Here is a 26,867-nt window from a genome sequence, read left to right on the forward strand (position 1 = left end):
CTATTTACCACTCTTATTGAGATGCTTAATGATTGACTGTTCAGCCTCGCTTTGCGTTGCTTTTTCCCCTTGTTTATCGATAGTTGCAGTGGCCATATGACCCGTCATATCCTCTGCAATATGGAACCAATCTGGATGCCAGTAAAAACTCTTTCCTTCTAGCGTTCCCCAGTTGTGCACACCTGATTTTTCGCCTTGATAAATAAGATCTTTTATCGAATAACCCATATATTTACCTCATTAATTTCATGATTGTTAAAAATATAAGAAGTTAAATGGTGCACGTCATCTGAGCCTAGGTATGTGCTTTAGGTCACATTTTTCAGGTAAAAATAAACCCCGCCAGAGCGAGGTTTATGAGTTGCGTTAGTATCTTAGCGCGATTAAGGCTTAGTGCACTTATGGTTTGGTGCACTGGGTTGGCGAACCCACGCCTTTCCACTGTGTAGTGCCATCAGTGAGTGACAGTGACACAAAGGTTAAACCTTGGCTCATGTTCGCTGGCGGCAAGTCAGTTTCTAGCTCATACATGCCCATGGGCATAGTACTCGAGGTCGCATTAGCGACCGTTTGCGCGGCTGCAAGGCTTGAGTAGCGCAGACCCAACAAATCAAAGTGGCTACGCCAATCTTTGCCTGTGAGCTGACTCAAAGACACCAGCATAAAGTCGTTGCCGGGGATATCTTTCACGGTTTTTTCGCCGTAGACACTATTGCCGTCAAACGGAAATTGGCTAAAGCCCAGTTTGCTGCGGTTCGCTTCCCAATCACTGGCGTTATTGGCATATTTGCCAAAAATACGACTGTGTTGATACAGCAAGGTAAAGAGATTAAAGCCATTGTTCAGCATGGTGCCATCGCTCAGCGTCATGCCGTGGGCCTTTAGTGCCATTTGGATGTAAAACGCCATGCGATAGCCGTTATGCACAGCATATGCATTGCTGGCCCAAGGCGCTGTGTATCTGTCTTCACCTGCATCGAGCACTTTACAGTTAGCGCCAAACACCACGCGCTTACCGCTGGTATCTGTTGTGCCCGCAGCATCGGACATAAACACATAGAAGAGATCTTTATGGTTCATGTGGCCATCAGTAACCGTATCGGTATTATTATCGCGCAGATAATGGGTTTTCCACTTCACTACATAAGGGAAGATATTGTTGGAGTTTTCCCCCGCGCGACTACTATAACCTGCCCAGTTGTCACTATTGTTTGCCGCGGCATATTGCACATTGAGGCGGTTCGTTTGCAGATTATGGCCTAACTCATGGTTATCACCCCAGCCCGTTGGGTCGATATTCCATGCCGCATCCCAAGGATTACCACTACAACCGGCTCCGCACTGGGCATTTTGGTCATAATTGGCGTGTTGAATAATAGTGCGGGTATGCAGACTATTGTCGATACAGTCGTCGCCAAACAGTCCTTTGCAGGCCGCTAGCACATCGGCGGGTAAGGATTCACTTAGACTGTTACCTTGAATTTTAAGGCCAGCTAAGGTGTAAACGCTGTTGATATGGTCATCGACAATGCTGTTGAGCAGCGCGTTGACATCAGGCATATCGGTACCGATGGCGTTTAAGAAGCGGTCGCGACGTAGATGCTGCTCTGCACCATCGGTGCGCAAGTCCACATGGGGTAATTCGGTATTCTGAATGCGTTCGTTAAAGGCCGCGATTTCAGCTGGATTGGAGAAATCCATAATGGTCGGATGTTTAGCGACATGCTCAGCGTTGACATCAACACTTAACGCGCCATCAACACTCGAAGCATCACTATTGATGTATAGATAAATCGGCCCGCCGTAGGGGGAGGAAAACTCAATACTTTTTCCTTGTGCTAAGCGCAGGCGTTGCTGTGTCAACTCCAATGGGCCGCGATAGATTTTCTGCTCATAGGCGCGGTTAGTGTTACGTCTGTGGTAGTTGAGTTTGATCTCCACATTCGCAGCGCTGCTATCGAGGCGAGTAAATTTGATGGTTTGACCCGGCAGTGCATACCAGCCTGTAGTCGTCCATTGGCCTGTATAGGGCACGCTAATGGTTTTACGTTCTGTGACAGTCGCAGGATAAGCGTAGTGCGCATTGCTGCCCTTGCTGAGGTTAGCTCTGTCGGTGACATATTCACCCAAATCAGGCTGGGCTAAGTTATGGACGCGGGCATAGCTGACGGTCCAATCGGCAAACAGTGCCCGCTGCCATTGTGCGTGCTCGCTGTAGGCTATGGGGTAATCAATCTCGCTGCGATACTTATCGGCGAGTAACAGTCCGGCCTTCATCAAAGGGAAGTCTGCCTTGGTAAACACATCAATTGCATTGTTATCTAAGGTTTCGGCATTGGCTCGATACCAATCAGCACCCGCTTTGAACGAGTCAACAAAGGCGGCAGCATTACAACTGAGATAATTACCTGTGCAGTCGTTAAGCACTGAGGTATCGAAGCTTGCTTCATTGAGCTTGCCGAGCAAATTATTTACCTTGGTCAGGGCGGTATCTTCGGCCAAAACATCAGTCACACTGAGGTCGCTGGCATTCAGCTTTGACCAATAATTACCTGAGGTTGAAAGCCCCATTTCAAGATAAAGCGGCGATAGCATTGGGCTTTGATTGCGCCAGTAGTTTGAGAGTAGCAAGGGAATGCCCGCCGCTTTGGCCTTAGCGATAGCAGCTTTAATGCCTGCAAAACCGAGGGACTGACGGTCTATGTCACTAATCACTATCACATCGGGCTTGAGTGTGTCGATACAGTTGCTTAACTCACTGTAGTCACAGGTGTTTGCCGCATTAATGCTATGGGCTGCGGGGTAGTTGTTTGCAAGCCAAGTGCGAATATCTTCGTTATGGGGAAAGTACCAACTGTCGGCTTTGCTCGGCATTTGCGTGGTCACTATACTGAGGCCGTCGGTTTTATCGGCGCCTTTGGTCAGCCAGCCTAAAAGATTTTTCAGCAAAGTATCGGTTTGAGCTGAAGTGTTGACGGAAAAGAGATTTCCTCCCATGGCCGCATATCTTTGCCCTTGTTGCTCGCCCGCCATCACTAAACCGCGAGCCGCGCTTGCACCACTGCCATCGATATTCGATGGCAAAACAGTAAAATTGTTCTCTGGCATAAAGCTCGAAAAGGTAATTGAGTCGTGAGTCGGGTGCCAAGAGATGCTGCTACCGACACCTTGATATAGCTGATTTATCTGGGCTTTACGTTTGATGTCGATACTAGCGAGTTTGGCGATGCTGAAATCAATTAACTCACTCGCACTGGCAAGCCTGTGGTCTTGATGCTTAATGGCATTTTCGGCGTTAGCAATAAATGTCGGCGTGACAGTGCAATCCGCCGTCATGGACGCAGTGGTGTAAGTTAGCGCATTTAGCGTGCCACCACAGCCAGTAATGCCTTCGAGTGCAAAGCCAATATCGGCAGTAATGCTAAAAATAGCGCTTTTACCTGACTCCACTTTTTGACTGCTTGGATCTAAGGCTCCGCCATTTGCTGACACACTACTAGCAATGTATTGCACCGGCGCGGGAGGTTGGACTGGCGGCTGAGTCGGTGGTGTGGTCGTGCCAGCATCTTCTGAGCCACCACCGCATCCACTAAGCAGTATGGCGATGGAGGCGCACAGCAGTCTAATCCTCATTGGGAGTCCTTTATATTTAGGTATTTAACATTTGGTTGACATTGTATCTCGTTGCTCCAATTTTCAATAGAATTAATTATGTAATTTTATTGAAAATCATGACGTTATATTTGACGCTCGTCAAAATTCAGACACAAAAAAACCGGCTTCTGGCCGGTTTTTTAACGCGCCTAGCAATTAGTCTTGCTGTTCACGTGCAATAGCACGGTAGCCAATATCGGTACGGAAATACACATCATCCCAGTGGATTTCATCAACCAATTTATAGGCGGCTTTTTGCGCTTCGGTCACTGTGTTACCCAGTGCAGTCGCGCAGAGTACGCGACCGCCGTTGGTGACCACGTGGCCGTCTTTCATCTCAGTGCCAGCATGGAACACTTTGCCATTGTTATCACCAAGGCTGAGACCGTCAATCACATCAAATTTGCGATACTCATCTGGATAACCGCCAGCGGCTAATACCACGCCCACGGCGGCGCGCTCGTCGTATTCAGCTGTCACTTTATCTAACTCGCCACGGGTGGCGGCTAAACACAGTTCCACTAAGTCAGACTTTAACCGCATCATGATTGGCTGAGTTTCTGGATCGCCAAAGCGGCAGTTGTACTCAAGCACTTTGGCGCTGCCATCGGGTGATATCATCAAGCCAGCATACAAAAAGCCTGTGTAGATATTGCCTTCTGCCGCCATGCCATCAACCGTTGGACGAATCACGTTTGCCACAGTCCAATCGTGTACCGCTTGAGTCACCACAGGTGCTGGCGAGTAAGCGCCCATACCACCCGTGTTTGGACCATAGTCGCCGTTATCGCGGGCTTTATGATCTTGGCTGGTCGCCATTGGCAGAATGTTTTTGCCATCGACCATTACGATGAAGCTGGCTTCTTCGCCTTTAAGGAATTCTTCAATGACCACGCGTGAACCCGCATCGCCAAACTTGTTACCGGCGAGCATGTCATCAATCGCAGCATCGGCTTCAGCTTGGTCTTGGGCAATAATCACGCCTTTACCTGCGGCTAAACCGTCAGCTTTAATGACCACTGGATAACCAGTGGTGGCCGTTAATTCACGCACGAAGGCTTTAGCATCCCTGATTTCAGTGCAATTTTTGTAACCCGCTGTTGGAATATTGTGGCGGGCTAAAAAGTCCTTAGTGAAGGCTTTTGAACCTTCGAGCTGAGCTGCCGCCTTAGTTGGGCCAAAAATCGGTAAACCTGCGGCGTTGAATGCATCAACTACGCCCATCACTAATGGCGCTTCTGGGCCGACTATAGTCAGTTCAATTTTGTTGGTTTTTGCAAAATCGAGCAGAGCAGGAATGTCAGTGGCGCTGATCGCCAGATTTTCAACATTAGGTTCTAGGGCTGTGCCCGCATTGCCTGGCGCAACATAGACAGTTTCAACTTGAGCCGATTGTGCAGCTTTCCACGCTAGGGCATGTTCGCGACCGCCGCCACCAATAACTAATACTTTCATGTTAAGTCATCCCTTAGAGTTTTATGTTCTGTGTAGGCACACTGTGGTCTAAACCAGAGTGCGGTAAAACAAAGAGTGGTAAAACAAAAAAGCAGCCAGTACTGATTGAGTGCTGGCTGCTTAGTGGCGATTAGTGACGGAAGTGGCGCATGCCCGTCATCACCATGGCCATGCCGTGCTCGTCTGCTGCAGCGATGATTTCAGCATCGCGCATTGAGCCACCCGGTTGGATGATGCAGCTAATGCCCGCAGCCGCTGCGGCATCGATACCGTCACGGAAGGGGAAGAAAGCATCGGATGCCATCACAGAGTTCACTACTTCTAAGCCTTCATCGGCGGCCTTGATGCCAGCGATTTTAGCGCTGTAAACGCGGCTCATTTGGCCTGCGCCGACACCGATAGTCATGCCGTCTTTGGCATAAACGATGGCGTTAGATTTAACGAATTTCGCCACTTTCCAGCAGAACATTAAGTCTTTCAGTTCGCTTGCAGTTGGTTGACGTTTAGAAACCACTTTGATGTCTTCTAAGCCGACCATGCCTTGGTCGCGATCTTGTACTAACAAGCCGCCGTTAACGCGTTTGTAGTCTAAGGTTTGGGTCTTAGTGTTCCACTGACCACATTCCAATAAACGCACGTTGGTCTTTTTCGCCACCACATCGCGCGCCGCTTGGCTGACGCTTGGGGCGATAATCACTTCAACGAATTGACGCTCAACGATAGCACTCGCCGTCGCGGCATCTAACTCGCCGTTGAAAGCAATAATGCCACCGAAGGCTGAGGTTGGGTCAGTTTGATAAGCGCGGTTATAGGCATCGAGCAAGTCTTTACCTAAGGCCACACCACATGGGTTAGCGTGTTTAACGATAACGCAGGCGGGTTCCAAGAATTCTTTTACGCACTCAAGAGCGGCGTCGGTATCGGCAATGTTGTTGTAAGACAAGGCTTTGCCTTGCAACTGAATTGCCGTCGCCACAGAGGCTTCATCAATTTTCGTATCGACATAGAAGGCCGCCGCTTGATGGCTGTTTTCGCCATAGCGTAAGTCTTGCTTCTTCACTAATTGGGTGTTGAACGTGCGTGGGAACTTAGAATCAGCAAAGCATTCGTCCGTGCTATGCGCAGGAACCATAGTGCCGAAGTAGTTGGCGATCATGCCATCGTAACCCGCAGTGTGCTCAAAGGCCGCAATCGCTAAGTCGAAACGCGTCGCATGGGTCGTGCTGCCATTGTTAGCCGTCATTTCTGCCAGTACGCGTGAGTAATCGGCGGCATTAACGACTATGGTGACGTCTTTGTGGTTTTTTGCCGCTGCGCGCACCATAGTTGGGCCGCCAATATCGATATTTTCGATAGCGTCTTCTAAGGTACAACCGGCTTTAGCCACAGTTTCAGCGAAAGGATAAAGGTTAACCGCAACCAGATCGATGGCATTGATATTGTTGTCGGCCATCACGCTTTCATCAAGACCGCGGCGCGCCAAAATGCCGCCGTGCACTTTAGGGTGCAGCGTCTTAACGCGACCGTCCATGATCTCAGGGTGTCCTGTGTAATCAGATACTTCGATAACAGGCACGCCGTTATCCGCTAACAGGCGAGCGGTGCCGCCAGTTGACAACAGCTCCACACCTTGGGCGTGAAGTGCTTTGGCGAACTCGAGAATTCCGGTTTTATCTGAAACGCTTAACAGCGCGCGACGAATGGGTCTGGCATTATTTGCAGCAGTCATTTGGGTACAGGGTCCAGTTATTTTAGTTTCAAGGATCTTTCGGAAAACAGAACAGCCTTAGCGCTGCACCGCTTTCCAAAAGTCCCTTGGTCCTATTTTTACTTTATTAGCTAACTTTTTATCCCTTCATCACGGCGCGCGTATTCTAACGTAAAACTCGATTTGCGGGTGTTTTTTCTGCGTGATTTCACAATATTCATATCAGAACAAAGTGACGTGACTCGGCCGACTTTATGTAAAGTATGAATTACCCCTTGACCTTGGAGTAGGCTCCAAGGTTTATACTCGCATTATTGAGTTGTATGCTGGAAACTCCCCCTGAGTTGGGCGCGATTTCGCAAAGGATGAAGACATGTATCGTATTGGTGAACTGGCGGATTTGTGTGAGGTGAAAGCCGACACGTTGAGATTCTACGAGAAGCACGGTCTGCTCGCGCCGTCGAGCCGTACCGAGTCAGGCTATCGAGTGTATACCGAGGCCGATGCCGCGCGACTGCGTTTTATCTTACGGGCGAAGGCCGTGGGTTTTACCCTCAATGAAATCAGTGAATTGCTTTCAATCGAACTTGATAAATCTAATCGCGTCTGCGCCGATGTGAAGGGTATGGTCGATATTAAATTGGCCCAAGTACAGGCCAAAATCGCCGAGCTGAATCATTTTCAAACCAGTTTACAAAGTCTGTCCGATGCCTGTTGTGGCGGGCCGCGCAGCGCCGAACATTGCTCGATTTTAGAGGCGTTGGAATCCAGTACTGAGCGGGTACGCGTAGAGCATCATTCTCATGATGGAAATCAGCACGAAACGCATCAGCACAAAGCACATCAAAATGAGTCGCACCAGCATACTCACGGCAAAACAATCCATGATGAGTCAGGGAATTAATTATGTTACTGAAGAATTTTATCGATCTGTTTTTAGACTCGGCGCCTTGGTTGTTATTAGGCCTGATCCTGGCTGGGCTATTAAAAGTATTCGTACCAATGGTGTGGATGCAAAAGCAGCTCGGCGGTCACGGTTTTAAAACTGTGGTGAAGGCGGCGTTGCTCGGTGCACCTTTACCTTTGTGTTCTTGTGGCGTGATTCCTGCGGCGGTAGGGTTACGCCGTTCAGGAGCCTCTAAAGCGGCAACTACCTCCTTTTTAGTGTCGACGCCAGAAACAGGCGTCGATTCAATCGCCGTTTCCTACGTGTTACTCGGCCCCTTTATGGCGATCGTCAGACCGATTGCTGCGATTACCAGTGCGATTGTGGCTGGCTTACTCGTTGGCCGCGATGACGACGATGGCAAGCCTGCGGTTAAATCAGAGTCCAAGTCAGCTAGCGACGCACCCGTGGCGGCCTGCTGTGCGTTGAAATCTGCGACTCAGTCTCAAGCTGTTAAAGCCGAACCGCTTAAAAGCTGTTGCTCATCAACTAAAGAGCCAACTTTAGTGCCTGTTAAAGCGGCTGCATCCTGCTGCGGCACTGAAAGTCATACTGATAGTGAGCAGAAGACTGAGCCTAAGAGTGCGATCAAAATGACGCCTATGGCTGCAACGTCTAGCCTAATGACGGCTCATGGCGGAAGTATTGCGAACGTCGGTGTGATAAAAACTGAGAAAACAGTATCCTGCTGCGCCAGTAACACAGCTGAATCTGTCACCCCTGAGAAAATCCTTGTGGTAAAAAAGGGCGCCTGTTGCGGCACTTCAAACAAAGCCGAGTCTGAAACACATGATCACAGTGCCCATGCTCCTCAAGCACAAGGTGAAGCGGATAGCTGCTGCGCTTCGACCCAAGATATGGCGACTGAGTTAAAGTCGCAATCCGTATTAAGCCGCGTCGGTATTGGTCTTAAATATGCGGCAACGGATTTAGTGCGTGACACTACCTTGTGGCTGCTGGTGGGCTTATTCTTCGCCGCGCTGGTGCAAACCTATGTCCCTGCTGACTTTTTGGCGCAATGGGGCGACGGTATCTTAGCCATGTTAGTGATGGTGTTGGTCTCTGTGCCTATGTACATCTGCGCGACGGCATCGACACCGATTGCTGCCGGACTATTGCTGGCGGGTGTGTCACCGGGTGCCGTTTTAGTGTTTATGATGGCGGGTCCTGCGACTAATATCGCAACCTTAGGTGTGGTGGCTAAAGAGTTAGGTAAGCGTGCGTTGTGGGGATACTTGGGCGGCGTGATCGGCGTGGCCTTAATCGCGGGAATATTAGTCAATTATCTGGTGGATAGCTTTGGCTTTGTGGTGATGCCACAGATTGGTGAGCAGCACCAAATGTTACCTCAGTGGCTAGTGGCAACTTCTGGCATAGTACTGGCGTTACTCATGGCGAAAGTGGTGTTTGAAAAAATTCCTCGAAGCTGGATCCGCCGCAACGATTGCTGTTCTTAATCGGCTCATATTCCGCTCAGTAATTATCGAGCGAATAACGAAAAATCCCAGTGTTAGCGCTAACACTGGGATTTTTATTGTCGATTGATGTTTTTGCTCGGGCTAAACCTAAGCTTAGTTGCCTTTTTTCACATCGATAAAGGGCAGAGTGCCTGTCGGCAGCATAGTCGTCGGTAGTTTGCCGTCCCACTTTTCCGCTTTGGTTAATTCAACTAAGTTTTGATTTTGTGCCAGCGCTTCGGCGCGGCTCTTAATCGCAGAGGCTTCTGCATCACCTTTGATACGAATACTTTCGGCTTCAGCCTTAGCGCGGGCCAATTGCGAGTCGGCCTGTGCTTGCGCTTGGGTGACGGCGATTTGCGCGCTGACGCGTTCTTTCTCTAGATTCTGCAGTTGAGTTTGCACTTCGACTTCGGCGCGCATTCTGTCTTCGACGGATTTTTCATAGGCGTTGGAAAAGTCGATATTCTCAATCTGCACTGAGTTGATTTCTACCGGACCTTTGATCGAGTTAGTGATCGCGCTGGTCACATCAATACCGAATTTGATCCGCTCTTGTACGACTGAAATCGCCGTGTATTTACCGAAGATGTTTTCGACTTGAGTTGGCACTTGTCTGTCGAGCAGGCGTGTGACCATGGCATCGATACTTTTGAAGTTAGCATACACTTCTTCGACGCGGTCTGGCGGTACGCTAAACGTCACCGATGCGTTAAGTGTCGCGGGTTGTTGATCGCGGCTATAGGCTTGCAGCGAGGTATAACTGGTGGTGTGCGTTTGGGTTGAAATCTTCACCACAGTGTCTATCAGTGGGATTTTAAACCCGAGCCCAGGTTCTGCAGTTCCGATAACTTTACCGTTACGCAGCAGTACGCCACGTTCACCTTGGTCAACCGTATACCAACTGCCAAATAAAGAGATAAAGAGGATTAACAGAATAACGATGGGAATAATCTTGCTGAGGCCGATTGAGCTCGGTAGATTGAGTTCATTTTTAATCATTTAGCTTCCTTTGCTGGTAACAGTATCGATAAAGCGTGAGTCAGGCGTGGTGCTCGATTAGCCTTCAACAAGGCGGCTAAGTGAGCTGTGTTTTAAAAAGCAATGTAACTGAATGGTGAAGTGGTGGCAACAATTCGATAACTGTCGGAATGACGGGACATGCGATGTATTTGCTGCGTCTTAGTGATGGAATTCAGTACCCAGCTCAAGGCTGTTTGTAGGTATGACATTGTAGGAATGGTTGAATGAACAACACTGAAATGATCGCTGGAAATTGTTTTTTTATAAAAGCTTAGGCTGTGAAGGAGGCTATCTCGGCTAAGGTTAACTCGCGCCATTCTCCAACGTCCACATCTAAGGTAACTGCGCCAATTTGTGCCCTGTGCAGGGCAACCACTTTATTGCCCACGGCAGCGAACATCCTTTTAACTTGATGAAACTTGCCTTCGGTGAGCGTGAGTAGCACGGTTTTGTCATCCACTTGCTGCAGTGTTGCTGGCAGAGTGAGGGCAGTTTCGCCCTGTAATTGCAGCCCTGCGGTAAACGTTGCGGCTATGGCTGCAGTCGCCTCGCTGTCGAGTGGATCTCGCAGTTGGACACGATAGACTTTTTTGCACTGATATTGAGGCGAGATAATATTAAACGACCAGCGGCCATCGTCTGTGAGTAGCACTAAGCCCGTGGTATCGGCATCTAAGCGACCAACGATGTGTAGGTCAAATGCACGCTCAATATCGAGCAGATGAAACAGCGAAGGGTAGGCGCCATCTACATTCGAACACAAGGTATCGGCGGGTTTGTGCAACATGAAATAGCGGGATGGACGTGGCACTAGCGACTTTCCATTAAAGCAGACGGCATTATTTTCATGCACTTGCATTGCGCAGTCTGTCGCGATAACGCCATTGACTGTGACTGAGCCGCTAAGAATGGCGACACTTGCGGCATCACGATCAAGATCTGTGCTTTTACAGAGGAATTTATCGAGGCGCATAGTGAAAGATCTCAGGCAGAGCGGTGAGCACGGGTAAGCGGTATTATCGCGACTCAGGGAGGATAAGCAACTGCTCTGTATAAATGTTAAAACTAAGCGTGTTGATTTTATTATATTTTCTAACTAATGACCTTTGATAATCATCTTGCAGCTCTTTTTGTGTTGATTTTAGCGCAGGTGTTTCTATTTGAGCCACTCGATGAACATGCCGTTCATTTAGTGGCGGCTTATTGAGTGCCTACCTATTGAGTGCCTACCTATTGAGTGCCTGTCTATTAAGTCGCTTCCAATTAAGTAGCTGTCTATTAAGTAGCAGTGCAAGGTGTTTTATGGGGACTTTTAAGGCGAAGAAAAACTGGGCTTAGTGTTAATAAGCAATTGAGCAAAAATGTAAATACTGCTCAGAATACAGCATATGCCTAAATAAATGAGTAAGCCGAACTCCGTTTGGCCAAAGCTGCTGGCAACTAATGGCCCTATCACTGACCCCACCGAATAGCTCAGCAGCATCACTTGCGCCACTGAAACCATTTGGCTAGCAGGCAAGTTGTCACAAGCTAGACTGATTGCTATCGGGTAAAGGGCAAAAGCGCTGGCGCCAAGCAATAGAAATCCAATAATCAGCGTCATACTTGAATGCTGACTGAGTAGTAATAATGCCGCGATGCCCAGTAGGCTAAAGCTCACTATCAAGCCACTTTTGTTAAATATAGGAGATAAATAACTGACTAAAGGCTGTACTAGCATGCCACCCACTATGATGAGGGCCATAAATTGTCCTGTTTGCTGATCAAGCCCCATATCCAGTGCCACATAAATGGGCAGTAAACCATAGATAGGGCCGAGCAATAATCCAGAGACTAAGCATCCCATAATGGCAGGCTGACTTAGGTTTTTTAGTGCAGACAATGACATTGACTGTTGTTCGCTTACCTGAGGTTGACCGCGTTTTACCAATAACGCAGGTAAACTTGCCGCGGCTAATAATCCCATGACCACTAGGTAAGGTAGATTGCCCTTTGTACCTAAATAATCTATGGCTAATTGTCCTATGGCAGTACCGCCATAAAGCGCTGTCATGTAAAGCCCAAGCCGCTTAGCGCGTTGCTTTTGGGTATCGGCCATTAATAGCCATGATTCAACCACCACAAAAATCCCTGCAACCGCAAATCCCGCGACGAGTCGAGAGGCTAACCAGACGCCACTTTTGGGGATTAATATCATAGCGACAACGCTACAAAGCAGGATATTCAAAAAAAGGATAAAGGCTTTACTGTGACCGATACGGGTAACAATGGGAGCAATACAAGGCGCTCCCAGCAGTAAACCTAAATAAAAAATACTCGCAAGTAATGGGGCAAGTGAAGTGCTGAGTTCGAAAAAAGTGAGTGACAGTGGGATTAAGCTCATCAAGTAGCCAGATGCCAAAGCAAACAAACTTAACCCTGCGACGGGGACGAAAAGACTGGGCTTTTGAGCCGACTGAGTTAAGGCAATTTTTTCCACGGGCGGTTCCGAAAACAGACAAATATTATACGCTAGGCAGGGTTGCGGTCGCGACTTTAGGCTGGATCGCTGACAGGGTAAAGTGAGTTAGATTGACTGTGGTGGTGAATAATATTTGTGTTTATTATTCATGTAGATATTGGGTTTTCTATGTTGCTTTGTTGCAATGGGTTTGTGTTGAACGCGTGGTTTCACTGCATCGCTGTTTTAGTGCTTGTTCAACGACAGCTATATTCGATTTAGCGCCAAACACATTCAACTTAGTACCAAATTTGGAGGCTCATACCGAATCCTACAAATAATAAGAAGGTATGATGAATTGGCTGTTTATCACCTTGATAGAAAGCGTGGCGTGATCTATGTCGCAGTTTTAAACATTAATAAAATTACAGCATAGGTAAGGTTTTGTTCGAACTTTGCTCGTTTGAAAATTAAAAACAAAGGTGTCGATCAGAATTTGGTGATTATTGTCGCGAATCGGCTATTTCTGCGCGCTGTCTCAGCAATAAATGTTGTTGCTGGGTGATAAAATTACAAAATAAACCGCTTTGCCAAGTGTGATCTATGCCCTAAATTTGCGTCAAAATAAAATGGTATTAAGGTTGTAACCATGTCATCAACAGATTCAAGCACTGTTCCACCTAACAAAGCTCCGGTCAGCGAGGGGCTCGATAAAAAGAAAATGCTGATCCTAGCGGCGGATATTGTGCTGTTATTTGCACTCTATTACGGCTTACCTTTCGAACAAGGGGTGAACACGGGTCTGGCGATTCTGGTTTTCGCTGGCATTCTTTGGTTGACCGAAGCGATCCACATCAGTATCACTGCGATTCTCGTGCCTATACTAGCCGTATTCTTTGGGGTGTTTGAAACCAAGGAAGCAATGAGTAGCTTTGCTAATCCCATCATTTATTTATTCTTCGGTGGCTTCGTACTGGCTGCGGCTTTGCACCATCAAAAGATTGATACCTTAATCGCCCAAAAGCTGCTTTTGGCCTCTAAGGGCAAACTCAGTATCGCTTGCTTTATGCTGTTTGGGGTGACGGCACTGCTCTCTATGTGGATCAGCAATACCGCCACCACGGCGATGATGTTGCCATTGGCACTCGGGATTTTGCAGCAACTAGACCGCGAAAAATACCACAGCACTTATGTGTTTTTACTGCTCGGGATTGCCTATTCGGCCAACATAGGCGGTATCGGTACTTTAGTGGGCAGTCCACCGAATGCGATTGCTGCGGCGCAAGTTGGCTTGAGTTTTAGTGACTGGCTCAAGTTTGGTATTCCGACCGTTATCCTCATGTTGCCGTTAATGTTGATTGCCTTGTATTGGTATTTTAAGCCGGATCTTTCTGCCAAGTTCGATGTGCAAGTTGAAGCGCAGAAGCTGACGTTCCAAGGTAAATTCACCCTGCTTATCTTCCTCGCGACAGTATGTTGCTGGATTTTCAGTGTGCCATTAGCCAAGGCATTAGGTGGCATCACTCAGTTCGATACTATCGTAGCGTTAGGCGCGGTTGTTTTGCTCGCGGGCTTAGGGTTAGTTGGCTGGAAGAAGATTGAATCGACCACAGATTGGGGAGTACTAATACTGTTTGGCGGCGGTTTAACGCTAAGCGCAGTGTTGAAAACCACAGGTACTAGTGTGTTTTTAGCCCACTGGATGACAGATATTTTCGGCAGTACGCACATGTCGTTGTTCGTCTTTGCTGTGATTGCCTTTGTGGTGATGCTGACCGAGTTTGCCAGTAACACTGCCAGCGCCGCACTGTTAGTGCCTGTATTTGCAGCGATTGCCGAGGCATTAGGCGTATCGCCTGTGATGTTATCTGTGCTGATTGGTATCGCCGCGTCCTGCGCCTTTATGCTGCCAGTGGCGACGCCGCCCAATGCGATCGTTTATGGTTCTGGCCATATCAAGCAATCGGAAATGGTGCGAGTTGGTATGATCATCAACTTTATCAGCATGATAGTGCTAGGCATTATCGCCCATGTTTTTTGGGATATCTGATGTCAGTAGATTGAGAACCACGTAAAACAAAATACCCAGCGAGTCTGGGTATTTTTATGGGAGCGAAATAGTTATCTGCGATTAACTATGGCTTTTTAACCATTGATTTAAGGCTGACTGAGGTAAAGCGCCCGCTTGCTGTGCGAGTATTTTCCCTTGCTTGAAAATCATAAGAGTGGGAATCGAGCGAATATTAAATTGCGCTGCGAGGGCCTGCTGTTCTTCAGTATTGATTTTACCGAAGCGAAATTGAGGTTCCCACGTCTTAGCTGCCGCGGAAAATACCGGGGCAAAACTTTTACAGGGGCCACACCAACTGGCCCAAAAATCAACGACTAGGGGAAGCTCTGATTTATTGGCATGGTTGGCAAAGTTTGCGCTAGTGAGTTCAATCGGCGCAGCCGTAAAGACACTGAGCTTACATTTACCGCAAGTGGGTTGCTGGTTGACACGCTCATCGGGAACGCGGTTTAACGTATCGCAATGGGGGCAGGCAATAATCATGGCAAAGCTCCAAAATAAAATGTCTATACGGCTAATATATTGGGTTAACGGACGGTTATTTAAAGGGGGAGTGATGATGTTATCGCCCATGGTGACCTTATTCTCAAGAATAAAGCAGTGAACCGAGCCGCAGAAATGTGGCAATAGCGCCGACAAGCGTGGTCGTCGGTGATAAAATCCTGCACAAAGTTGAATATCGCGCCATTTATTAAGTACGAAAAGAAAAGAGAGTGAAGAAATGACGGAATTAGAAGTAATCGATCTGCAAGTGGGCGAAGGAAAAGAAGCGGTAAAAGGCGCGCTGATCACCACCCAATACCGTGGTTTTTTGCAGGATGGCACCCAATTCGATTCATCCTATGATCGCGGTCAGGCATTTCAATGTGTGATTGGCACTGGCCGTGTGATTAAAGGCTGGGACCAAGGCATTATGGGGATGAAAGTCGGTGGTAAACGTAAGTTATTAGTGCCAGCTCATTTAGCCTATGGCGAGCGCCAAGTCGGTGCGCATATTAAACCAAATTCAGATCTCACCTTTGAAATCGAATTGCTTGAAGTGTTGACGCGCGACTAAGCGTGGCATGATAGCGATAGTCTGTGTAAGCTCGATTGAGCCAATATGATTTTGGCTCATCTTGCACTCCTCGCTATCTTGCTTCGGCATTGAGTGTTTTACACTGGACAAGATTTCCCGCTTTAATGAAAGAGATTTTTCGTGGCATCGGATACGGCAGCAGAACACATCAAGCAACTTCAGGCTGAAATTGCTCAGCTCAAACGCGAAAACGCTCAGTTAACGGCGTTGAATCGTCGTGCCGAAGAAAAACTGTTTGCCGCCCTCGATGGCAATGGTTTGTGTCTGTGGGAACAGCATATTCCAAGCGGGAATTTAACGATATTCAATATGCGCTGGGGCGAAATGCTCGGTTTTAGTCCTGAAGAATTAGCCGCCCACGTTGATATCTGGAAAAGTAAGTTACACCCAGAAGATAAAGCATGGGTGATAAAAGCCTTTGAAGATCATGTCAGTGGCAAGTCCGATTACTACCAGGCAGTACACAGAATGCTGCATAAAGATGGCAGCGTCACTTGGGTGTCTGACCGTGGGCGCATTGTTGAACGTTTTGCCGATGGCACGCCGCTGCGGATGATGGGCAGTCATATCGATATCACCCAAGAAAAACGCTACGAACTTGATCTGGCACTGTTAGCGCACAGCGATCCCCTCACCAACTTAATGAATCGCCAAGCCATAGCCAAAGCGTTCGATGAGTGTTTGCAACCTGAGATGCGCGGTGCATTATTTTTTATCGATCTGGATGGTTTTAAAGCCTTAAATGACCGTCACGGCCATAAGTTTGGCGACAATTTATTGATGCATGTGGCGCATACGTTAGTGTCTCACTCGGGTGAGTTAGCGAAGATCGCTCGGCTAGGTGGCGATGAGTTTGTGATCATACTGCCGTCCTCGGATATTGAATCTTTAGGTATGCTCGCACAATCCTTGCTCGATGTTTATCGACAGGGCTTTTTGCTTGAAGGTTGTGACGTGGAGATAGGTCTGAGTATCGGTATCGATATATTTAGCTATGGTGATAGTTTTGCCAAAAGCTGCGATCGCGCGGATGCTGCTATGTATCGCGTGAAACACCAAGGGAAAAATGGTTATCGCTTTTACCAGCAAGCTGATGATTGCTAACCCTTAACCCGCCAGTCATTTACTCGTCTAGCGAACATCAATAGGTGCGACATTTGCCTGTTCACAACCCCACACCTCAACGGCGGCATCTTGCTTGTTCGGCTGACCAATCCAATGACTCATGGCTTGGCATTGCACCTTGCCAGAAGCCTGCGCAAAACAAATATCAAAATCTCCTGCTTCGGGTGTGCGGCCTAAACGTAATTTAGGCAGAGTGGGTAGCTTGGGCCGATAATGCCAGCTGCCATTTTTAAGATAGGCATCATCTGGGATGTCCATGCCCGCGCCAGTGCCTTTTACTCTCGCTTCGACCAGCACTAAGCCTTGAGGTGTGACGTGATAGTCTTCCTCCCAGCGGATTTTCTCTATGGTGTGGTTCCATGCCAAGGTGAAGTGGTCTGTGGGCACTTGCGCCCACAGGGTACCTGCTAGGCCTAAACATAGGCCTAGCATAGCTTTACCTTAGACTTATTAACGACTGACAATCCCAAGGGGTTATCCTTGCTCTGCTAGACGTTTGAGTTTGCGTGCGCGCCAACTGTGCTGCACGATAAACAACAGCGCGAGTCCAAAGCCGATTTCATCGCTCAATGGCGTCGCAAGGATCAAACTTGCCCCCGCAAGGAAGCCGATAACGCGTTCCCACCAATAGAGTTTTTGTAGTAGATATCCGGTAAAGATCACGCCCCAAATACCAATACCGACCGTTGCCTTCAGCACCACAAAGCTCGTCGCTAATAAGCTATCACCTTGGAGCATCAAGGCTGGATCGTAAACCGCCATAAAGGGGATCACAAAACCTGCAATGGCAATACGAATCGCCCAGAGACTGATCTTAAGCCCGGATTCCTTCGCAATGGGCGCTGCGGCAAAGCAGGCCAAGGCAACGGGTGGCGTGAGATCGGCCATGATGCCGAAATAGAACACAAACATGTGAGACACAATCAAGGGCACGCCTAAGTCAAGCAATGCGGGCGCGGCTATTGAGCTGGTAATAATGTAGTTAGGAATCGTCGGGATCCCCATGCCGAGCACTAGGCAAGTGATCATAGTCAACACGAGTGACAAGAACAGGTTGTCTTGGCCAACGGCGAGAATGTAGCTCGCGAAGGTTGAAGCAATCCCTGTGAGTGACACTATGCCGATAATCACGCCCACTAAGGCGCAGGCAATACCCACAGGCACAGCATGACGCGCGCCTTCAACCAATGCGTGTAAGCAAACGGTGAGGGTTTCTTTGCCGCCCTTAATAAACCAACAAATGGCGACTAGCAGGGTGATAACCCCAAACACGACTCCGATCCCGAGTTGGAAGAAGCCAGCACATAACACCCCAAGGGCAATCCAAAAGGCAATCCGCATCGCCATTGATGACAACCGCAGGACGATTGCCGAGCCTAAGATCACTATCGAGGTAAGCGCTAAACCAACCATGCCAGAGAACAGCGGCGTTCTGCCAGAAAACAGCAAGTAGACCAAAATAAACAAGGGGATAAGGAGATACCAACGTTCTTTAATCGCCGCCCAAGGATCGGGACATTGATCTTTTGGCAGGCCACAAAGATTGGCGCGTTTGGCCTCTAAGTGCACCATCCAGAATACTGAGCAAAAATAAAGCAGTGCAGGGATCAATGCCGCTTTAGCGATCTCGATAAAGGGCACGTTAATGGTTTCGGCCATGATAAAGGCCACGGCGCCCATGATCGGTGGCATGATCTGGCTGCCCATACTTGAGGTCGCTTCCACGCCACCGGCGAAGGCGGAGCGATAGCCAAATCGCTTCATCAATGGAATGGTAAATTGGCCTGTAGTGACGACGTTGGCCACTCCTGAGCCCGTAATCGTTCCCATCAGCGCCGATGAGACCACTGCGACTTTAGCTGGGCCGCCGAGCTTGTGGCCGAACAATCCCATGGCAAAGTCGGTAAATAAACGGATCATCCCGGCTTGTTCTAAAAAGGAGCCGAAAAGAATAAACAGGAAAATATACGTCGCCGACACATAGGTTGGTGTGCCGTACAAGCCTTCGGTGCCAAAGGCTAATTGGTTGATAATTTGATCGAAGCCATAGCCGCGGTGCATCAAATCGCCGGGTAGGTATTGACCCAATAAGCCATAGGCCAAAAAGATGCCGCAGATAATAGGTAGTGCCCAGCCCATGACTCGGCGCGCCGCTTCAAATACCAATACGATCAAAGTGATACCTATCACCATGTCCGCATCGGTCAGCTCGCCAGAACGTTGAATTAAGTCAGCTTCGAAATACCACTGATAAGCCGCCGTTGCCATGCCTGCTAAACCGAGTAGCCAAGCGAGCGGTTGCCAAGGTTGTGATTTACCTCTGGCGGGATAACTCAAAAAAACCACGAGCAGCAAAAAGCCAATATGGGTGGCGCGCAGCACTTGCGTCGACACGGGATGAAAAGCGGCAGTGATGATTTGAAAAATAGAAAAAATTAAGGCGGTATAAAACAGCGCCTTGGGCCAATCGCCTGTATTAGCGCTGAGACCTTGTTGGGGATCACTCATATTATGCCTCACAGCATTAGACTACAGAGGGCGATATATACCCAAGCTACCTCAATATACGAGTTTCAGATACGCTTCAATTCAAGGCGCATCAATGATTGAATTCTACCGTTTGAGGCTGTTTGGATATAAAAAGATGCCGTTATTCAACGGCATCTCGATCGCTTAGTTTGGAATAGGGTGCACAGATATCAGCAAAACTTAGAGTGCGCCAACTTCTTTGTAATAACGTTCTGCACCTGGGTGAAGCGGTATCGGCAGATTTTTCGTCGCTTTCTCTAGGCTAATAGATTTAGCGGCTGAGTGCGCGTTACCGAGACGATCTAAGTGCTCGAACATGATCTTAGTCATTTGATAGGCTAAATCATCCGATACGCCACTTTGCGTCACTAGCAGGTTTTGAATGGCAACGGTAGAAACGTCAGTGGTTTGGCCTTCATAGGTCGATGCTGGGATCACGCCGTGTTGATAGGCAGGGTTGTTAATCTTAGCGATCACATCCTCTGGAATTTCAACAAAGTTGATTGCCATAGTCGCCGCTAAATCGCGGATGGCTGCCATACCGAGACCTGACGATTGCAAGGTCGCGTCTAACTGACGATTTTTGATGAGTTCAACGGATTCTGCATAGGGCAAAAACTCGACTTTACCCATGTCTTCGTAGCTTAAACCGGCCGCCTTAAAAATTGATCTGGCATTGAGCTCGGTACCCGATTTAGGTGCGCCGACAGAGATACGTTTCCCTTTTAAATCGGCCAAGGTTTTAATGCCAGACTCTTTATTGGCAACAATTTGAATGTAGTTAGGGTAAGCAGAGGCGAGCACACGGATTTTATCCAGTGGCGTTTTAAAGCCCGCATCAATATCACCTTGGTAAGCGGCTGCGACTGAGTCACCTAGCGCGAGCGCTAATTCGCCACGACCCGCTTGCAGTAGATTGAGGTTTTCTACCGAGGCTTTGGTCGCTTGAACTGAGGTTTTAGAACCTTCGATTCCTGTGCCATAGAGTTGCGATAGAGCTACACCAATAGGGTAATACACGCCACTGGTGCCACCCGTGAGTATGTTAATAAAAGCGGGTGCGGCGGCCATAGCGGCGGCACTGAGTGTGAGTGTCACGGCAGCGCCTACGGCGACAAAACGTTTTTTGATTTTCATTGTGAAATATCCTTATTTTTTATAATGTTATGTAGGGTCTTTCGAGCTTGGAATACCTTAGCCTGCTGAATATAACTACATAAAACCTGAAAAAGGTCAATTAGGCTATAGTCGATAGCTGCTACTTTTGCATCATAAAACGAAGATTTTAGGCGGTTTTGCTGCGGCGGTATCGTGGGGCTTAACGAGGTCGGTTTAAGGAAAAACGGACAATAAAAAGGGCTAACCTGAGTTAACCCTATTTGTGTTATTTGAGGATGAACCTTTGAATAACAAGACACTATTTAGTGTTATCTAAGAAACCTTTAGTGGCATTTTTCGCGTGTTTTGCTGCTTTCTTTTCTTTAGCAGACAACAGCGGTTGTTTCTTCGATTCTTTACGGTTTTTTTGCTCTTTACTCATATAAAACTCCATGTACTCTTTGGTTATTCATCAGGCTAATCATGTAAGCCGTACTCAATTGAACCTGTTCCATGATGTCCTGATTGAAGCGAAATTTTGATCTCGAATTACAACATTTTAAAATTACAAATATTTAAAATCATTGATAATTATCTGTGAATTTATTTGCCTCAATGAGCGATTACAGCAAAATAATCTTATCACCGAATTCCGTACCATGATCCATCTATCACTTAGAATAATTAACGCTAATGCTAGCGTTAACCTGTATAAGAAATATGCGATCTATAACACTGTACTCCTATTTTCATTCGAGTTTGTCATTTTGTGCGATCGAATGAGTGCGCTCGAACTAAAACTTCACTTAGCACTATATGCCTAGCGTCGGCTCGATTTACCTAACATCCCGCCTAATATGCCGCGCAAAATTTGTTTGCCTAATTGGCTGCCGACAGTGCGTGCCGCTTGCTTTGACAAGGTCTCTGCTAAACCTTGGCGGCGTTTATTACCAAAAATAAGTTCACTGAACCAACCTTGTTCTTCGGCTTTTTGACCCGTTTGGCCATCATTTGCTGTATTACTTGCTGTGGATGTGGGGTTGCTGGTGGCAACGCCGGTACGTCTTTGGTTAAGCAGTTCGTAGGCCGATTCGCGGTTGATGGAATGATCGTATTTGCCACCAATCGGGCTTTGGGCGCGGACTTGGTGTAATTCCTCACTCGTGGCGGGTCCCATGCGACAACGCGGCGGTGCGATGAGTGCGCGCTCGACCATAGTCGGCACGCCCTTGTCGGCCAGCATAGACACTAAAGCTTCGCCCACGCCGAGCTGGGAAATAACCTCACTGACTACCAGTTTGGGGTTAGGCACAAAGGTTTCTGCGGCGGTTTTGACCGCCTTTTGATCCCTTGGCGTGTAAGCTCGCAGGGCATGTTGAATGCGATTACCTAATTGCCCGAGAATTTCGCCCGGCACATCATCAGGAAATTGCGAGCAAAAATAAACGCCTACGCCTTTTGAGCGAATAAGGCGCATGATCTGTTCGACGCGTTTTAATAAACTCGGTGGGCAACCTTCAAAGAGTAAATGTGCCTCATCGATAAAGAACACGAGTTTAGGTTTTTCGGGATCGCCGACTTCGGGCAGATTCTCGAATAATTCTGACAGTAGCCAGAGTAAAAAACTCGAATATAAACGTGGCGTTAAAATCAGCTTATTCGCCGCTAACAAATTGATGATGCCGCGCCCTTGCAAATTAGTGCGCATTAAATCTTCAAGCTGTAACGCGGGTTCGCCAAAAAAGTCTTTGCCGCCATCGCGCTCAAGTCCTAGCACTGAGCGCTGAATCGCGGCGAGGGATTGGGCGCTGATCAAACCATATTTGGCCGAGACTTCTTTGCGCTCCTCAGCAACTAAAGCCAGCATGGCCCGCAGATCATCTAAGTCGAGCAACAATAACCCTTGGTCGTCTGCCAGTTGAAACACTATGTCTAAGATGCCGCTTTGGGTGTCATTTAATTCTAAAATTCGGCTGAGTAAGGTCGGGCCCATTTCGCTGATGGTGGTACGCAGTGGATGGCCTTGAACGCCCGCTAAATCCCATAACACCACAGGGTTGGCTTCGTTGTGATAATCCTCTATGCCAATTTGCGCCGCCCTTTGTAGCAGCTTTTCACTTGGGGTGCCCGCCATCGCAAGACCCGAGATATCACCTTTAACATCCGTGATAAAAACCGGCACGCCTTGGCGTGAAAAACCTTCGGCTAGGCTCATCAGCGACACGGTTTTGCCTGTCCCAGTGGCGCCGGCAATTAATCCATGACGATTAGCATACTTAAGATTTAAGTGAACCTGTTGCTCACCTTTCCCAATCAATAGAGTATTCAAGGGCATTCCTTATGTTAACTTTAGCGTCTGCACATAGATTGCAGAGCCTTATTTAAGCCACGGTAGTGCGTCGTATATGGGTATAAAAATTCACCATTGAGTGTTGGCCTTAGCGTAATTTATGTCAACATAGGGCGCGAATAAGCTTGAGATAACTGAGCCTGCGCGTGGGATTGGCAATATGCTCCTTGTTAATGGTGAAGATGTGTTATTTTTTGTGATTGGCTGAGGCGTGCTTGATGATGAAAACTCCGTTGATTATGCTGGTCTTGTGCTCTACTTTGTTGACGTCTGGCTGCGCCGAATTAGCATGTTCTGGCAGAATTGATGTCGATCCCTATGAGCCTATGCGAGATAAACAGCGCAGTGTTGCCTAGGCGGATAAAAATCTCGACGAGTACCAAAAGGCAAAAGGCAAAAGCAGCGGAAGAAAAACAACGGCTGAAAACGGCCATAGAACAAGTCACTCAAAAATCGTTAATCTAGAAAGGATATCTATGAAAGGTGCTGGCGGAACACAGGGCGGGACGGGACAATTTTTTATGGGTCTTGCCATGATGTGTGGCGGATTTTATCTATTGTTCAATGCAATACAAGTGAGCTCTAGCTTTGGGCTAGGCTATGGTTTATATCGAGTGAATGCCTTTGGGCAAGGCATGTCGATTACCACTGGCATGGTGATGCTACCGTTTATTATCGGCATTGTGATGGTGTTTTTTGACGCTAAGAGTAAGTTAGCGTGGCTGCTGAGTTTAGGTTCGCTAACGGCCTTGATTGTGGGGGTTATTAGCTCGATTCAATTCCACTTTAAATCCATGTCGGCCTTTGAACTTATCGTGATCCTCGTTTTGGCCTTTGGTGGTTTGGGATTGTTTTTACGCTCACTGAAAGACGCGCCCACAAGCGATACACAAGCGAAATAATCACTAGACACTTAATCACTAGACTCTTAACCACTAGGCGCTAGAGTGCAAATCCGAAATAAGAGCTGTGCATTTAAGCGATTTTAATAGCGGTTTAACGAAAGTTTTAATTACAGAGTGAAGGAATGCGATGCGTTGGCGTGACACTGACAGAAGCTCCAATATCGAAGACAGGCGCGGCCAGCAAATGGCATCTGCGGGTGTGCCGAGTGCTTTGTTACTTAGGTTCTTGCCCTTTTTGCTGAGAACTAAACTTGGCCGTGTGGTGTTGCTCATCGGCGGCATTTATTTCGCTTTTCAGTATTTTACTGGTGGCCTGTCACTTGACCCCAGCACTCAAGCTAATCTTAGCCAATCCCAATCTAGCGCAACGACTGCGGTACAGGATGAAAATGCCCAGTTTGTGGCGGCCATTTTAGGCACCACAGAAACCGTTTGGGGCCAGTTACTCAAGGGGAAATATCGAGAGCCTAAGTTAGTGCTTTATCGCAATATGACCTCCACTGGCTGCGGTATGGGACAGGCGCAGTCTGGGCCTTTCTATTGCCCCGCCGATAGCAAAGTATATATCGACCTTAGCTTTCTCGATGAGCTTAAAACCTTAGGTGCGCCCGGTGATTTTGCCTTTGCCTATGTGATTGCCCACGAGGTAGGCCACCATGTGCAAAACCTGCTGGGCACTAGCACTAAGGTGCGTCAAGCACAGCAATCTGGCAGTAAAGTGCAGGCTAATCAATTGAGTGTCGCGCTTGAATTACAGGCGGATTGCTACGCGGGTATTTGGGGGCATTATGTCAATCAACAACTTAACTTACTTGAAGCGGGCGATTTAGCGGAAGGCATTGCCGCCGCCAGTGCAGTGGGTGATGATCGCTTGCAACAGATGGCGGGTCGCGCCGTACAGTCCGATGCTTTTACCCACGGCAGTTCGGCGCAGCGGGTGAAATGGTTTAAGACAGGGTTTGATTCGGGTAATCTCGCCAGTTGTAATACCTTTGCGGCGAAGTGATTTTGTTTGATATCTCAAATACGTACCGAACATAAATGCAAGGATAACTGAGTGGCCTTTAACGACACCTTTAGACTGAGCAGCCACGCGGTTATTACTAATGCGCAGGGGCAAGTGCTGTTGCTTAAGGCTAATTACTGTAATTTTGCTTGGGGCTTGCCCGGCGGCGCACTCGAGCCTGGTGAAACGATTCACGAGGCCTTAGTACGCGAATGCCAAGAGGAATTAGGCTTAAGTGTGCGGGTCAACTATTTGAGCGGCGTGTATTATCACAGTGCCTATCAATCCCAAGCTTTTATCTTTCGTTGTGAACTGCTATTGCCTGAGGGACATGAGGTGGCAAAAAATGGGGTAGAAGGTGAGCCACTGCCGATCCACTTAAGTCACGAACATTCAGAGTTTGCCTTCCACGATATCGACACCCTTAGCGCGGTTCAGCAGCAAAGAATTAAAGATTGCCTCAATTTCAACGGAGTTGTGATGAGTGCAAAGTTTTAGTGCTTTACTGGCAAACCGCCGGCCGTTAATCGGCTTGGGTTTGCGCGAGCAAGGTTTCTAAGCAATGTTCCTTGATACCGTAATAGGCTTTGATGTCAGCTATTTGCGCGAGGATTGCGGCGCTGTCTTTCTGATTATGTTGTGGCTTTTTAACGGCCAAAATCATCTTATTTTTATTGGTATGTTCTAGGCTGATAAACTCAAACACCTTAGTCGCATAACCGTTGGCTTCCAAAAATAGCGCCCGTAATGAATCGGTCACCATTTCAGCCTGTTGGCCCATGTGCACCCCATATTGCAGCATAGGTTTAAACAATTCTGGGCTGTGCATCTGCGGGCGAATTTGTTTATGGCAGCAAGGCGAGCACATGATGATGTCGGCATTGGCGCGAATACCATAATGAATCGCATAGTCAGTGGCGATATCGCAGGCGTGCAGGGCGATCATCACATCGGTTTGCTTAGGCGCATGGGTTCTCACATCGCCGCAGACAAACGACAATCCTTGATGATCCAGCGTAGCCGCCGTTTCATTACATAAATCGGCCAAGGCTTGGCGTAATTCCACCCCAGTCACCTGCGCATCATTGTGTAGGCTGTGGCGCAGGTAATCATGGATTGCAAAGGTGAGATAGCCTTTACCTGAACCAAAATCGACCACATTGATCGGTTGGTCATTCTTGTGGGGTGACGCTTCGAGTGCTTGGCTGAAAACCTCAATAAATTTATTGATTTGTTTCCATTTGCGCGACATCGCAGGGATAAGATTATGTTGGCTGTCAGTCACCCCTAGCTTGGTCAGGAAGGGACGTTCGATATCCACAAAACGCTTTTTCTCACGGTCATGTTCTAACGGCGCCGCGACGGCCTGTTTAACATTATGTGTGCTGATTTGGACTTTACCTTTTTTGCTGATCTCAAGCTGAACTTCTGCCTGCGCCGTGGCTAAGTGGGCACTCTTAAAATCGTTACCGAGTAACAGTTTTATGCTGGCTAACCCTTCGTCATAACTCAGGTTTTTAGTGATGTGATTCGTCTGGTGTTGATACACAAACGACAGCATAGGTTCATTCTGCAAACTGATCGGCCGGATCGTAATGCGCTGCAAGCTTTTATCTGCCCCTCGGTACTTACTCAATAATAGTTTGATCAGACTATTCTTCGCTAAGCTGTCAGCCAAAAGCTGGTAAAAATCATCAAAAGAATTAAGCGCTGAATGGGACATTATTGTTTCCGAAAAAGTAACCAAGAAAAACAGGGTGAGTATTCTAACCGCGATCCGCCGCTACCTAAAGTTATTCTCATCGAGAAAGGGGGTTGGGGCAGAGCTCCGCTGCTGATCTATCTATTCAGGTTGTAGTGATTAAGCATAGTCATTCTAGTGACGTGCTTAATTGAAGATGTAGCTTGATAGTAGGTGAGTCTGATCCATAAGTTGAAATTCGCCATTCTGCGTTGGTTATTTGCTAATGGAATTTTACCTAGACTTTTTTGAGTTTTTTAATAAAAATCAAAGTCAACGTC

General features: G+C 47.8%; 22 protein-coding genes and 1 pseudogene. 9 read left to right on the forward strand and 14 right to left on the reverse strand.

The annotated features are described in order from the left end of the window. The 4 genes from DYH48_RS00510 to purH form a co-directional block, all read right to left on the reverse strand. Window positions 1–228: a hypothetical protein gene (locus DYH48_RS00510; protein WP_006079908.1), complete on the reverse strand. Its 228-nt coding sequence runs from the start codon at window positions 226–228 to the stop codon at window positions 1–3. 171 nt (window positions 229–399) lie between these two features. Then, on the reverse strand, window positions 400–3,633 hold the full coding sequence (locus DYH48_RS00515) for an ImpA family metalloprotease (RefSeq protein WP_115333765.1): 3,234 nt from the start codon (window positions 3,631–3,633) through the stop codon (window positions 400–402). A gap of 177 nt (window positions 3,634–3,810) precedes the next feature. Next, complete coding sequence (gene purD, locus DYH48_RS00520) at window positions 3,811–5,109, reverse strand: phosphoribosylamine--glycine ligase (protein WP_012090363.1); 1,299 nt, start codon at window positions 5,107–5,109, stop codon at window positions 3,811–3,813. Between the two features lie 130 nt (window positions 5,110–5,239). After that, window positions 5,240–6,838, reverse strand: a complete 1,599-nt coding sequence (purH, locus tag DYH48_RS00525; RefSeq protein ID WP_012090362.1) for a bifunctional phosphoribosylaminoimidazolecarboxamide formyltransferase/IMP cyclohydrolase — start codon at window positions 6,836–6,838, stop codon at window positions 5,240–5,242. Between the two features lie 352 nt (window positions 6,839–7,190). On the opposite strand from purH, the gene zntR reads away from it, so the two are divergent. Beyond that, window positions 7,191–7,721, forward strand: a complete 531-nt coding sequence (gene zntR, locus DYH48_RS00530) for a Zn(2+)-responsive transcriptional regulator (RefSeq protein ID WP_115333766.1) — start codon at window positions 7,191–7,193, stop codon at window positions 7,719–7,721. A 2-nt stretch (window positions 7,722–7,723) separates the two neighbouring features. Continuing rightward, complete coding sequence (locus tag DYH48_RS00535) at window positions 7,724–9,220, forward strand: SO_0444 family Cu/Zn efflux transporter (protein ID WP_115333767.1); 1,497 nt, start codon at window positions 7,724–7,726, stop codon at window positions 9,218–9,220. A gap of 114 nt (window positions 9,221–9,334) precedes the next feature. Here the strand turns inward: DYH48_RS00535 and DYH48_RS00540 are convergent, their stop codons facing one another. The 3 genes from DYH48_RS00540 to DYH48_RS00550 form a co-directional block, all read right to left on the reverse strand. After that, window positions 9,335–10,222, reverse strand: a complete 888-nt coding sequence (locus DYH48_RS00540; protein ID WP_006079914.1) for a prohibitin family protein — start codon at window positions 10,220–10,222, stop codon at window positions 9,335–9,337. Between the two features lie 292 nt (window positions 10,223–10,514). Next, window positions 10,515–11,216: a pseudouridine synthase gene (locus tag DYH48_RS00545; protein ID WP_012090359.1), complete on the reverse strand. Its 702-nt coding sequence runs from the start codon at window positions 11,214–11,216 to the stop codon at window positions 10,515–10,517. 339 nt (window positions 11,217–11,555) lie between these two features. Next, a complete protein-coding gene (locus DYH48_RS00550) occupies window positions 11,556–12,722 on the reverse strand; it encodes an MFS transporter (RefSeq protein WP_012090358.1) in 1,167 nt (388 codons plus the stop codon). Window positions 12,723–13,332: 610 nt separating this feature from the next. Between DYH48_RS00550 and DYH48_RS00555 the strand changes: the two genes are divergently transcribed. Beyond that, window positions 13,333–14,733 carry a DASS family sodium-coupled anion symporter gene (locus DYH48_RS00555; RefSeq protein WP_071940038.1) on the forward strand — a complete coding sequence of 467 codons (1,401 nt, stop codon included), beginning with the start codon at window positions 13,333–13,335 and terminating at the stop codon, window positions 14,731–14,733. A gap of 81 nt (window positions 14,734–14,814) precedes the next feature. Here the strand turns inward: DYH48_RS00555 and trxC are convergent, their stop codons facing one another. Beyond that, a complete protein-coding gene (gene trxC, locus DYH48_RS00560) occupies window positions 14,815–15,237 on the reverse strand; it encodes a thioredoxin TrxC (RefSeq protein WP_086010705.1) in 423 nt (140 codons plus the stop codon). A gap of 238 nt (window positions 15,238–15,475) precedes the next feature. Between trxC and DYH48_RS00565 the strand changes: the two genes are divergently transcribed. Both DYH48_RS00565 and DYH48_RS00570 read left to right on the forward strand, forming a co-directional pair. Further along, window positions 15,476–15,811, forward strand: coding sequence for an FKBP-type peptidyl-prolyl cis-trans isomerase (locus DYH48_RS00565; RefSeq protein ID WP_011845636.1), 336 nt, complete (start codon window positions 15,476–15,478; stop codon window positions 15,809–15,811). 141 nt (window positions 15,812–15,952) lie between these two features. Then, window positions 15,953–16,936 carry a sensor domain-containing diguanylate cyclase gene (locus DYH48_RS00570; protein ID WP_115333768.1) on the forward strand — a complete coding sequence of 328 codons (984 nt, stop codon included), beginning with the start codon at window positions 15,953–15,955 and terminating at the stop codon, window positions 16,934–16,936. Between the two features lie 27 nt (window positions 16,937–16,963). Here the strand turns inward: DYH48_RS00570 and DYH48_RS00575 are convergent, their stop codons facing one another. The 5 genes from DYH48_RS00575 to DYH48_RS00595 all read right to left on the reverse strand — a co-directional run bounded on the left by DYH48_RS00575 (window position 16,964) and on the right by DYH48_RS00595 (window position 22,913). Then, window positions 16,964–17,389 carry a DUF1850 domain-containing protein gene (locus DYH48_RS00575; RefSeq protein ID WP_115333769.1) on the reverse strand — a complete coding sequence of 142 codons (426 nt, stop codon included), beginning with the start codon at window positions 17,387–17,389 and terminating at the stop codon, window positions 16,964–16,966. 42 nt (window positions 17,390–17,431) lie between these two features. Then, a complete protein-coding gene (locus DYH48_RS00580) occupies window positions 17,432–19,465 on the reverse strand; it encodes a TRAP transporter permease (RefSeq protein ID WP_115333770.1) in 2,034 nt (677 codons plus the stop codon). 201 nt (window positions 19,466–19,666) lie between these two features. After that, window positions 19,667–20,623, reverse strand: coding sequence for a TAXI family TRAP transporter solute-binding subunit (locus DYH48_RS00585; RefSeq protein WP_006079923.1), 957 nt, complete (start codon window positions 20,621–20,623; stop codon window positions 19,667–19,669). 280 nt (window positions 20,624–20,903) lie between these two features. Next, window positions 20,904–21,026, reverse strand: a complete 123-nt coding sequence (locus DYH48_RS23875) for a hypothetical protein (RefSeq protein WP_006079924.1) — start codon at window positions 21,024–21,026, stop codon at window positions 20,904–20,906. A 378-nt stretch (window positions 21,027–21,404) separates the two neighbouring features. Then, window positions 21,405–22,913: a helicase HerA-like domain-containing protein gene (locus DYH48_RS00595; RefSeq protein ID WP_115333771.1), complete on the reverse strand. Its 1,509-nt coding sequence runs from the start codon at window positions 22,911–22,913 to the stop codon at window positions 21,405–21,407. Between the two features lie 239 nt (window positions 22,914–23,152). Here DYH48_RS00595 and DYH48_RS24090 point away from each other — a divergent pair. From DYH48_RS24090 to DYH48_RS00615, 4 genes and pseudogenes are all read left to right on the forward strand, one after another. Beyond that, window positions 23,153–23,399: pseudogene (locus DYH48_RS24090) on the forward strand (hypothetical protein). An 11-nt stretch (window positions 23,400–23,410) separates the two neighbouring features. Then, a complete protein-coding gene (locus DYH48_RS00605) occupies window positions 23,411–23,836 on the forward strand; it encodes a hypothetical protein (RefSeq protein WP_006084327.1) in 426 nt (141 codons plus the stop codon). 130 nt (window positions 23,837–23,966) lie between these two features. Continuing rightward, window positions 23,967–24,845 carry a KPN_02809 family neutral zinc metallopeptidase gene (gene ypfJ / locus DYH48_RS00610; RefSeq protein WP_115333772.1) on the forward strand — a complete coding sequence of 293 codons (879 nt, stop codon included), beginning with the start codon at window positions 23,967–23,969 and terminating at the stop codon, window positions 24,843–24,845. 51 nt (window positions 24,846–24,896) lie between these two features. Next, window positions 24,897–25,343, forward strand: coding sequence for an NUDIX hydrolase (locus DYH48_RS00615; RefSeq protein WP_115333773.1), 447 nt, complete (start codon window positions 24,897–24,899; stop codon window positions 25,341–25,343). Window positions 25,344–25,368: 25 nt separating this feature from the next. Here DYH48_RS00615 and DYH48_RS00620 read toward each other — a convergent pair whose 3' ends face one another. After that, a complete protein-coding gene (locus tag DYH48_RS00620) occupies window positions 25,369–26,568 on the reverse strand; it encodes a class I SAM-dependent methyltransferase (protein WP_115333774.1) in 1,200 nt (399 codons plus the stop codon). Window positions 26,569–26,867: the final 299 nt, after the last annotated feature.

Origin of the sequence: Shewanella baltica (genome assembly GCF_900456975.1) — a bacterium.
GTDB lineage: Bacteria > Pseudomonadota > Gammaproteobacteria > Enterobacterales > Shewanellaceae > Shewanella > Shewanella baltica.

Excerpts from the sequence above, each read along its gene's own strand:
- DYH48_RS00605 (WP_006084327.1), top strand. The coding sequence starts at position 23,411 with ATGAAAGGTGCTGGCGGAACACAGGGCGGGACGGGACAATTTTTTATG.
- DYH48_RS00565 (WP_011845636.1), top strand. The coding sequence starts at position 15,476 with ATGACGGAATTAGAAGTAATCGATCTGCAAGTGGGCGAAGGAAAAGAA.
- DYH48_RS00545 (WP_012090359.1), bottom strand. The coding sequence starts at position 11,216 with ATGCGCCTCGATAAATTCCTCTGTAAAAGCACAGATCTTGATCGTGAT.
- DYH48_RS00535 (WP_115333767.1), top strand. The coding sequence starts at position 7,724 with ATGTTACTGAAGAATTTTATCGATCTGTTTTTAGACTCGGCGCCTTGG.
- zntR (WP_115333766.1), top strand. The coding sequence starts at position 7,191 with ATGTATCGTATTGGTGAACTGGCGGATTTGTGTGAGGTGAAAGCCGAC.
- DYH48_RS00510 (WP_006079908.1), bottom strand. The coding sequence starts at position 228 with ATGGGTTATTCGATAAAAGATCTTATTTATCAAGGCGAAAAATCAGGT.
- DYH48_RS00580 (WP_115333770.1), bottom strand. The coding sequence starts at position 19,465 with ATGAGTGATCCCCAACAAGGTCTCAGCGCTAATACAGGCGATTGGCCC.
- ypfJ (WP_115333772.1), top strand. The coding sequence starts at position 23,967 with ATGCGTTGGCGTGACACTGACAGAAGCTCCAATATCGAAGACAGGCGC.
- purH (WP_012090362.1), bottom strand. The coding sequence starts at position 6,838 with ATGACTGCTGCAAATAATGCCAGACCCATTCGTCGCGCGCTGTTAAGC.
- DYH48_RS00555 (WP_071940038.1), top strand. The coding sequence starts at position 13,333 with ATGTCATCAACAGATTCAAGCACTGTTCCACCTAACAAAGCTCCGGTC.
- DYH48_RS00620 (WP_115333774.1), bottom strand. The coding sequence starts at position 26,568 with ATGTCCCATTCAGCGCTTAATTCTTTTGATGATTTTTACCAGCTTTTG.
- purD (WP_012090363.1), bottom strand. The coding sequence starts at position 5,109 with ATGAAAGTATTAGTTATTGGTGGCGGCGGTCGCGAACATGCCCTAGCG.
- DYH48_RS00515 (WP_115333765.1), bottom strand. The coding sequence starts at position 3,633 with ATGAGGATTAGACTGCTGTGCGCCTCCATCGCCATACTGCTTAGTGGA.
- DYH48_RS00540 (WP_006079914.1), bottom strand. The coding sequence starts at position 10,222 with ATGATTAAAAATGAACTCAATCTACCGAGCTCAATCGGCCTCAGCAAG.
- DYH48_RS00575 (WP_115333769.1), bottom strand. The coding sequence starts at position 17,389 with ATGCTAGGCCTATGTTTAGGCCTAGCAGGTACCCTGTGGGCGCAAGTG.
- DYH48_RS00585 (WP_006079923.1), bottom strand. The coding sequence starts at position 20,623 with ATGAAAATCAAAAAACGTTTTGTCGCCGTAGGCGCTGCCGTGACACTC.
- trxC (WP_086010705.1), bottom strand. The coding sequence starts at position 15,237 with ATGATTATTGCCTGCCCCCATTGCGATACGTTAAACCGCGTTCCCGAT.
- DYH48_RS23875 (WP_006079924.1), bottom strand. The coding sequence starts at position 21,026 with ATGAGTAAAGAGCAAAAAAACCGTAAAGAATCGAAGAAACAACCGCTG.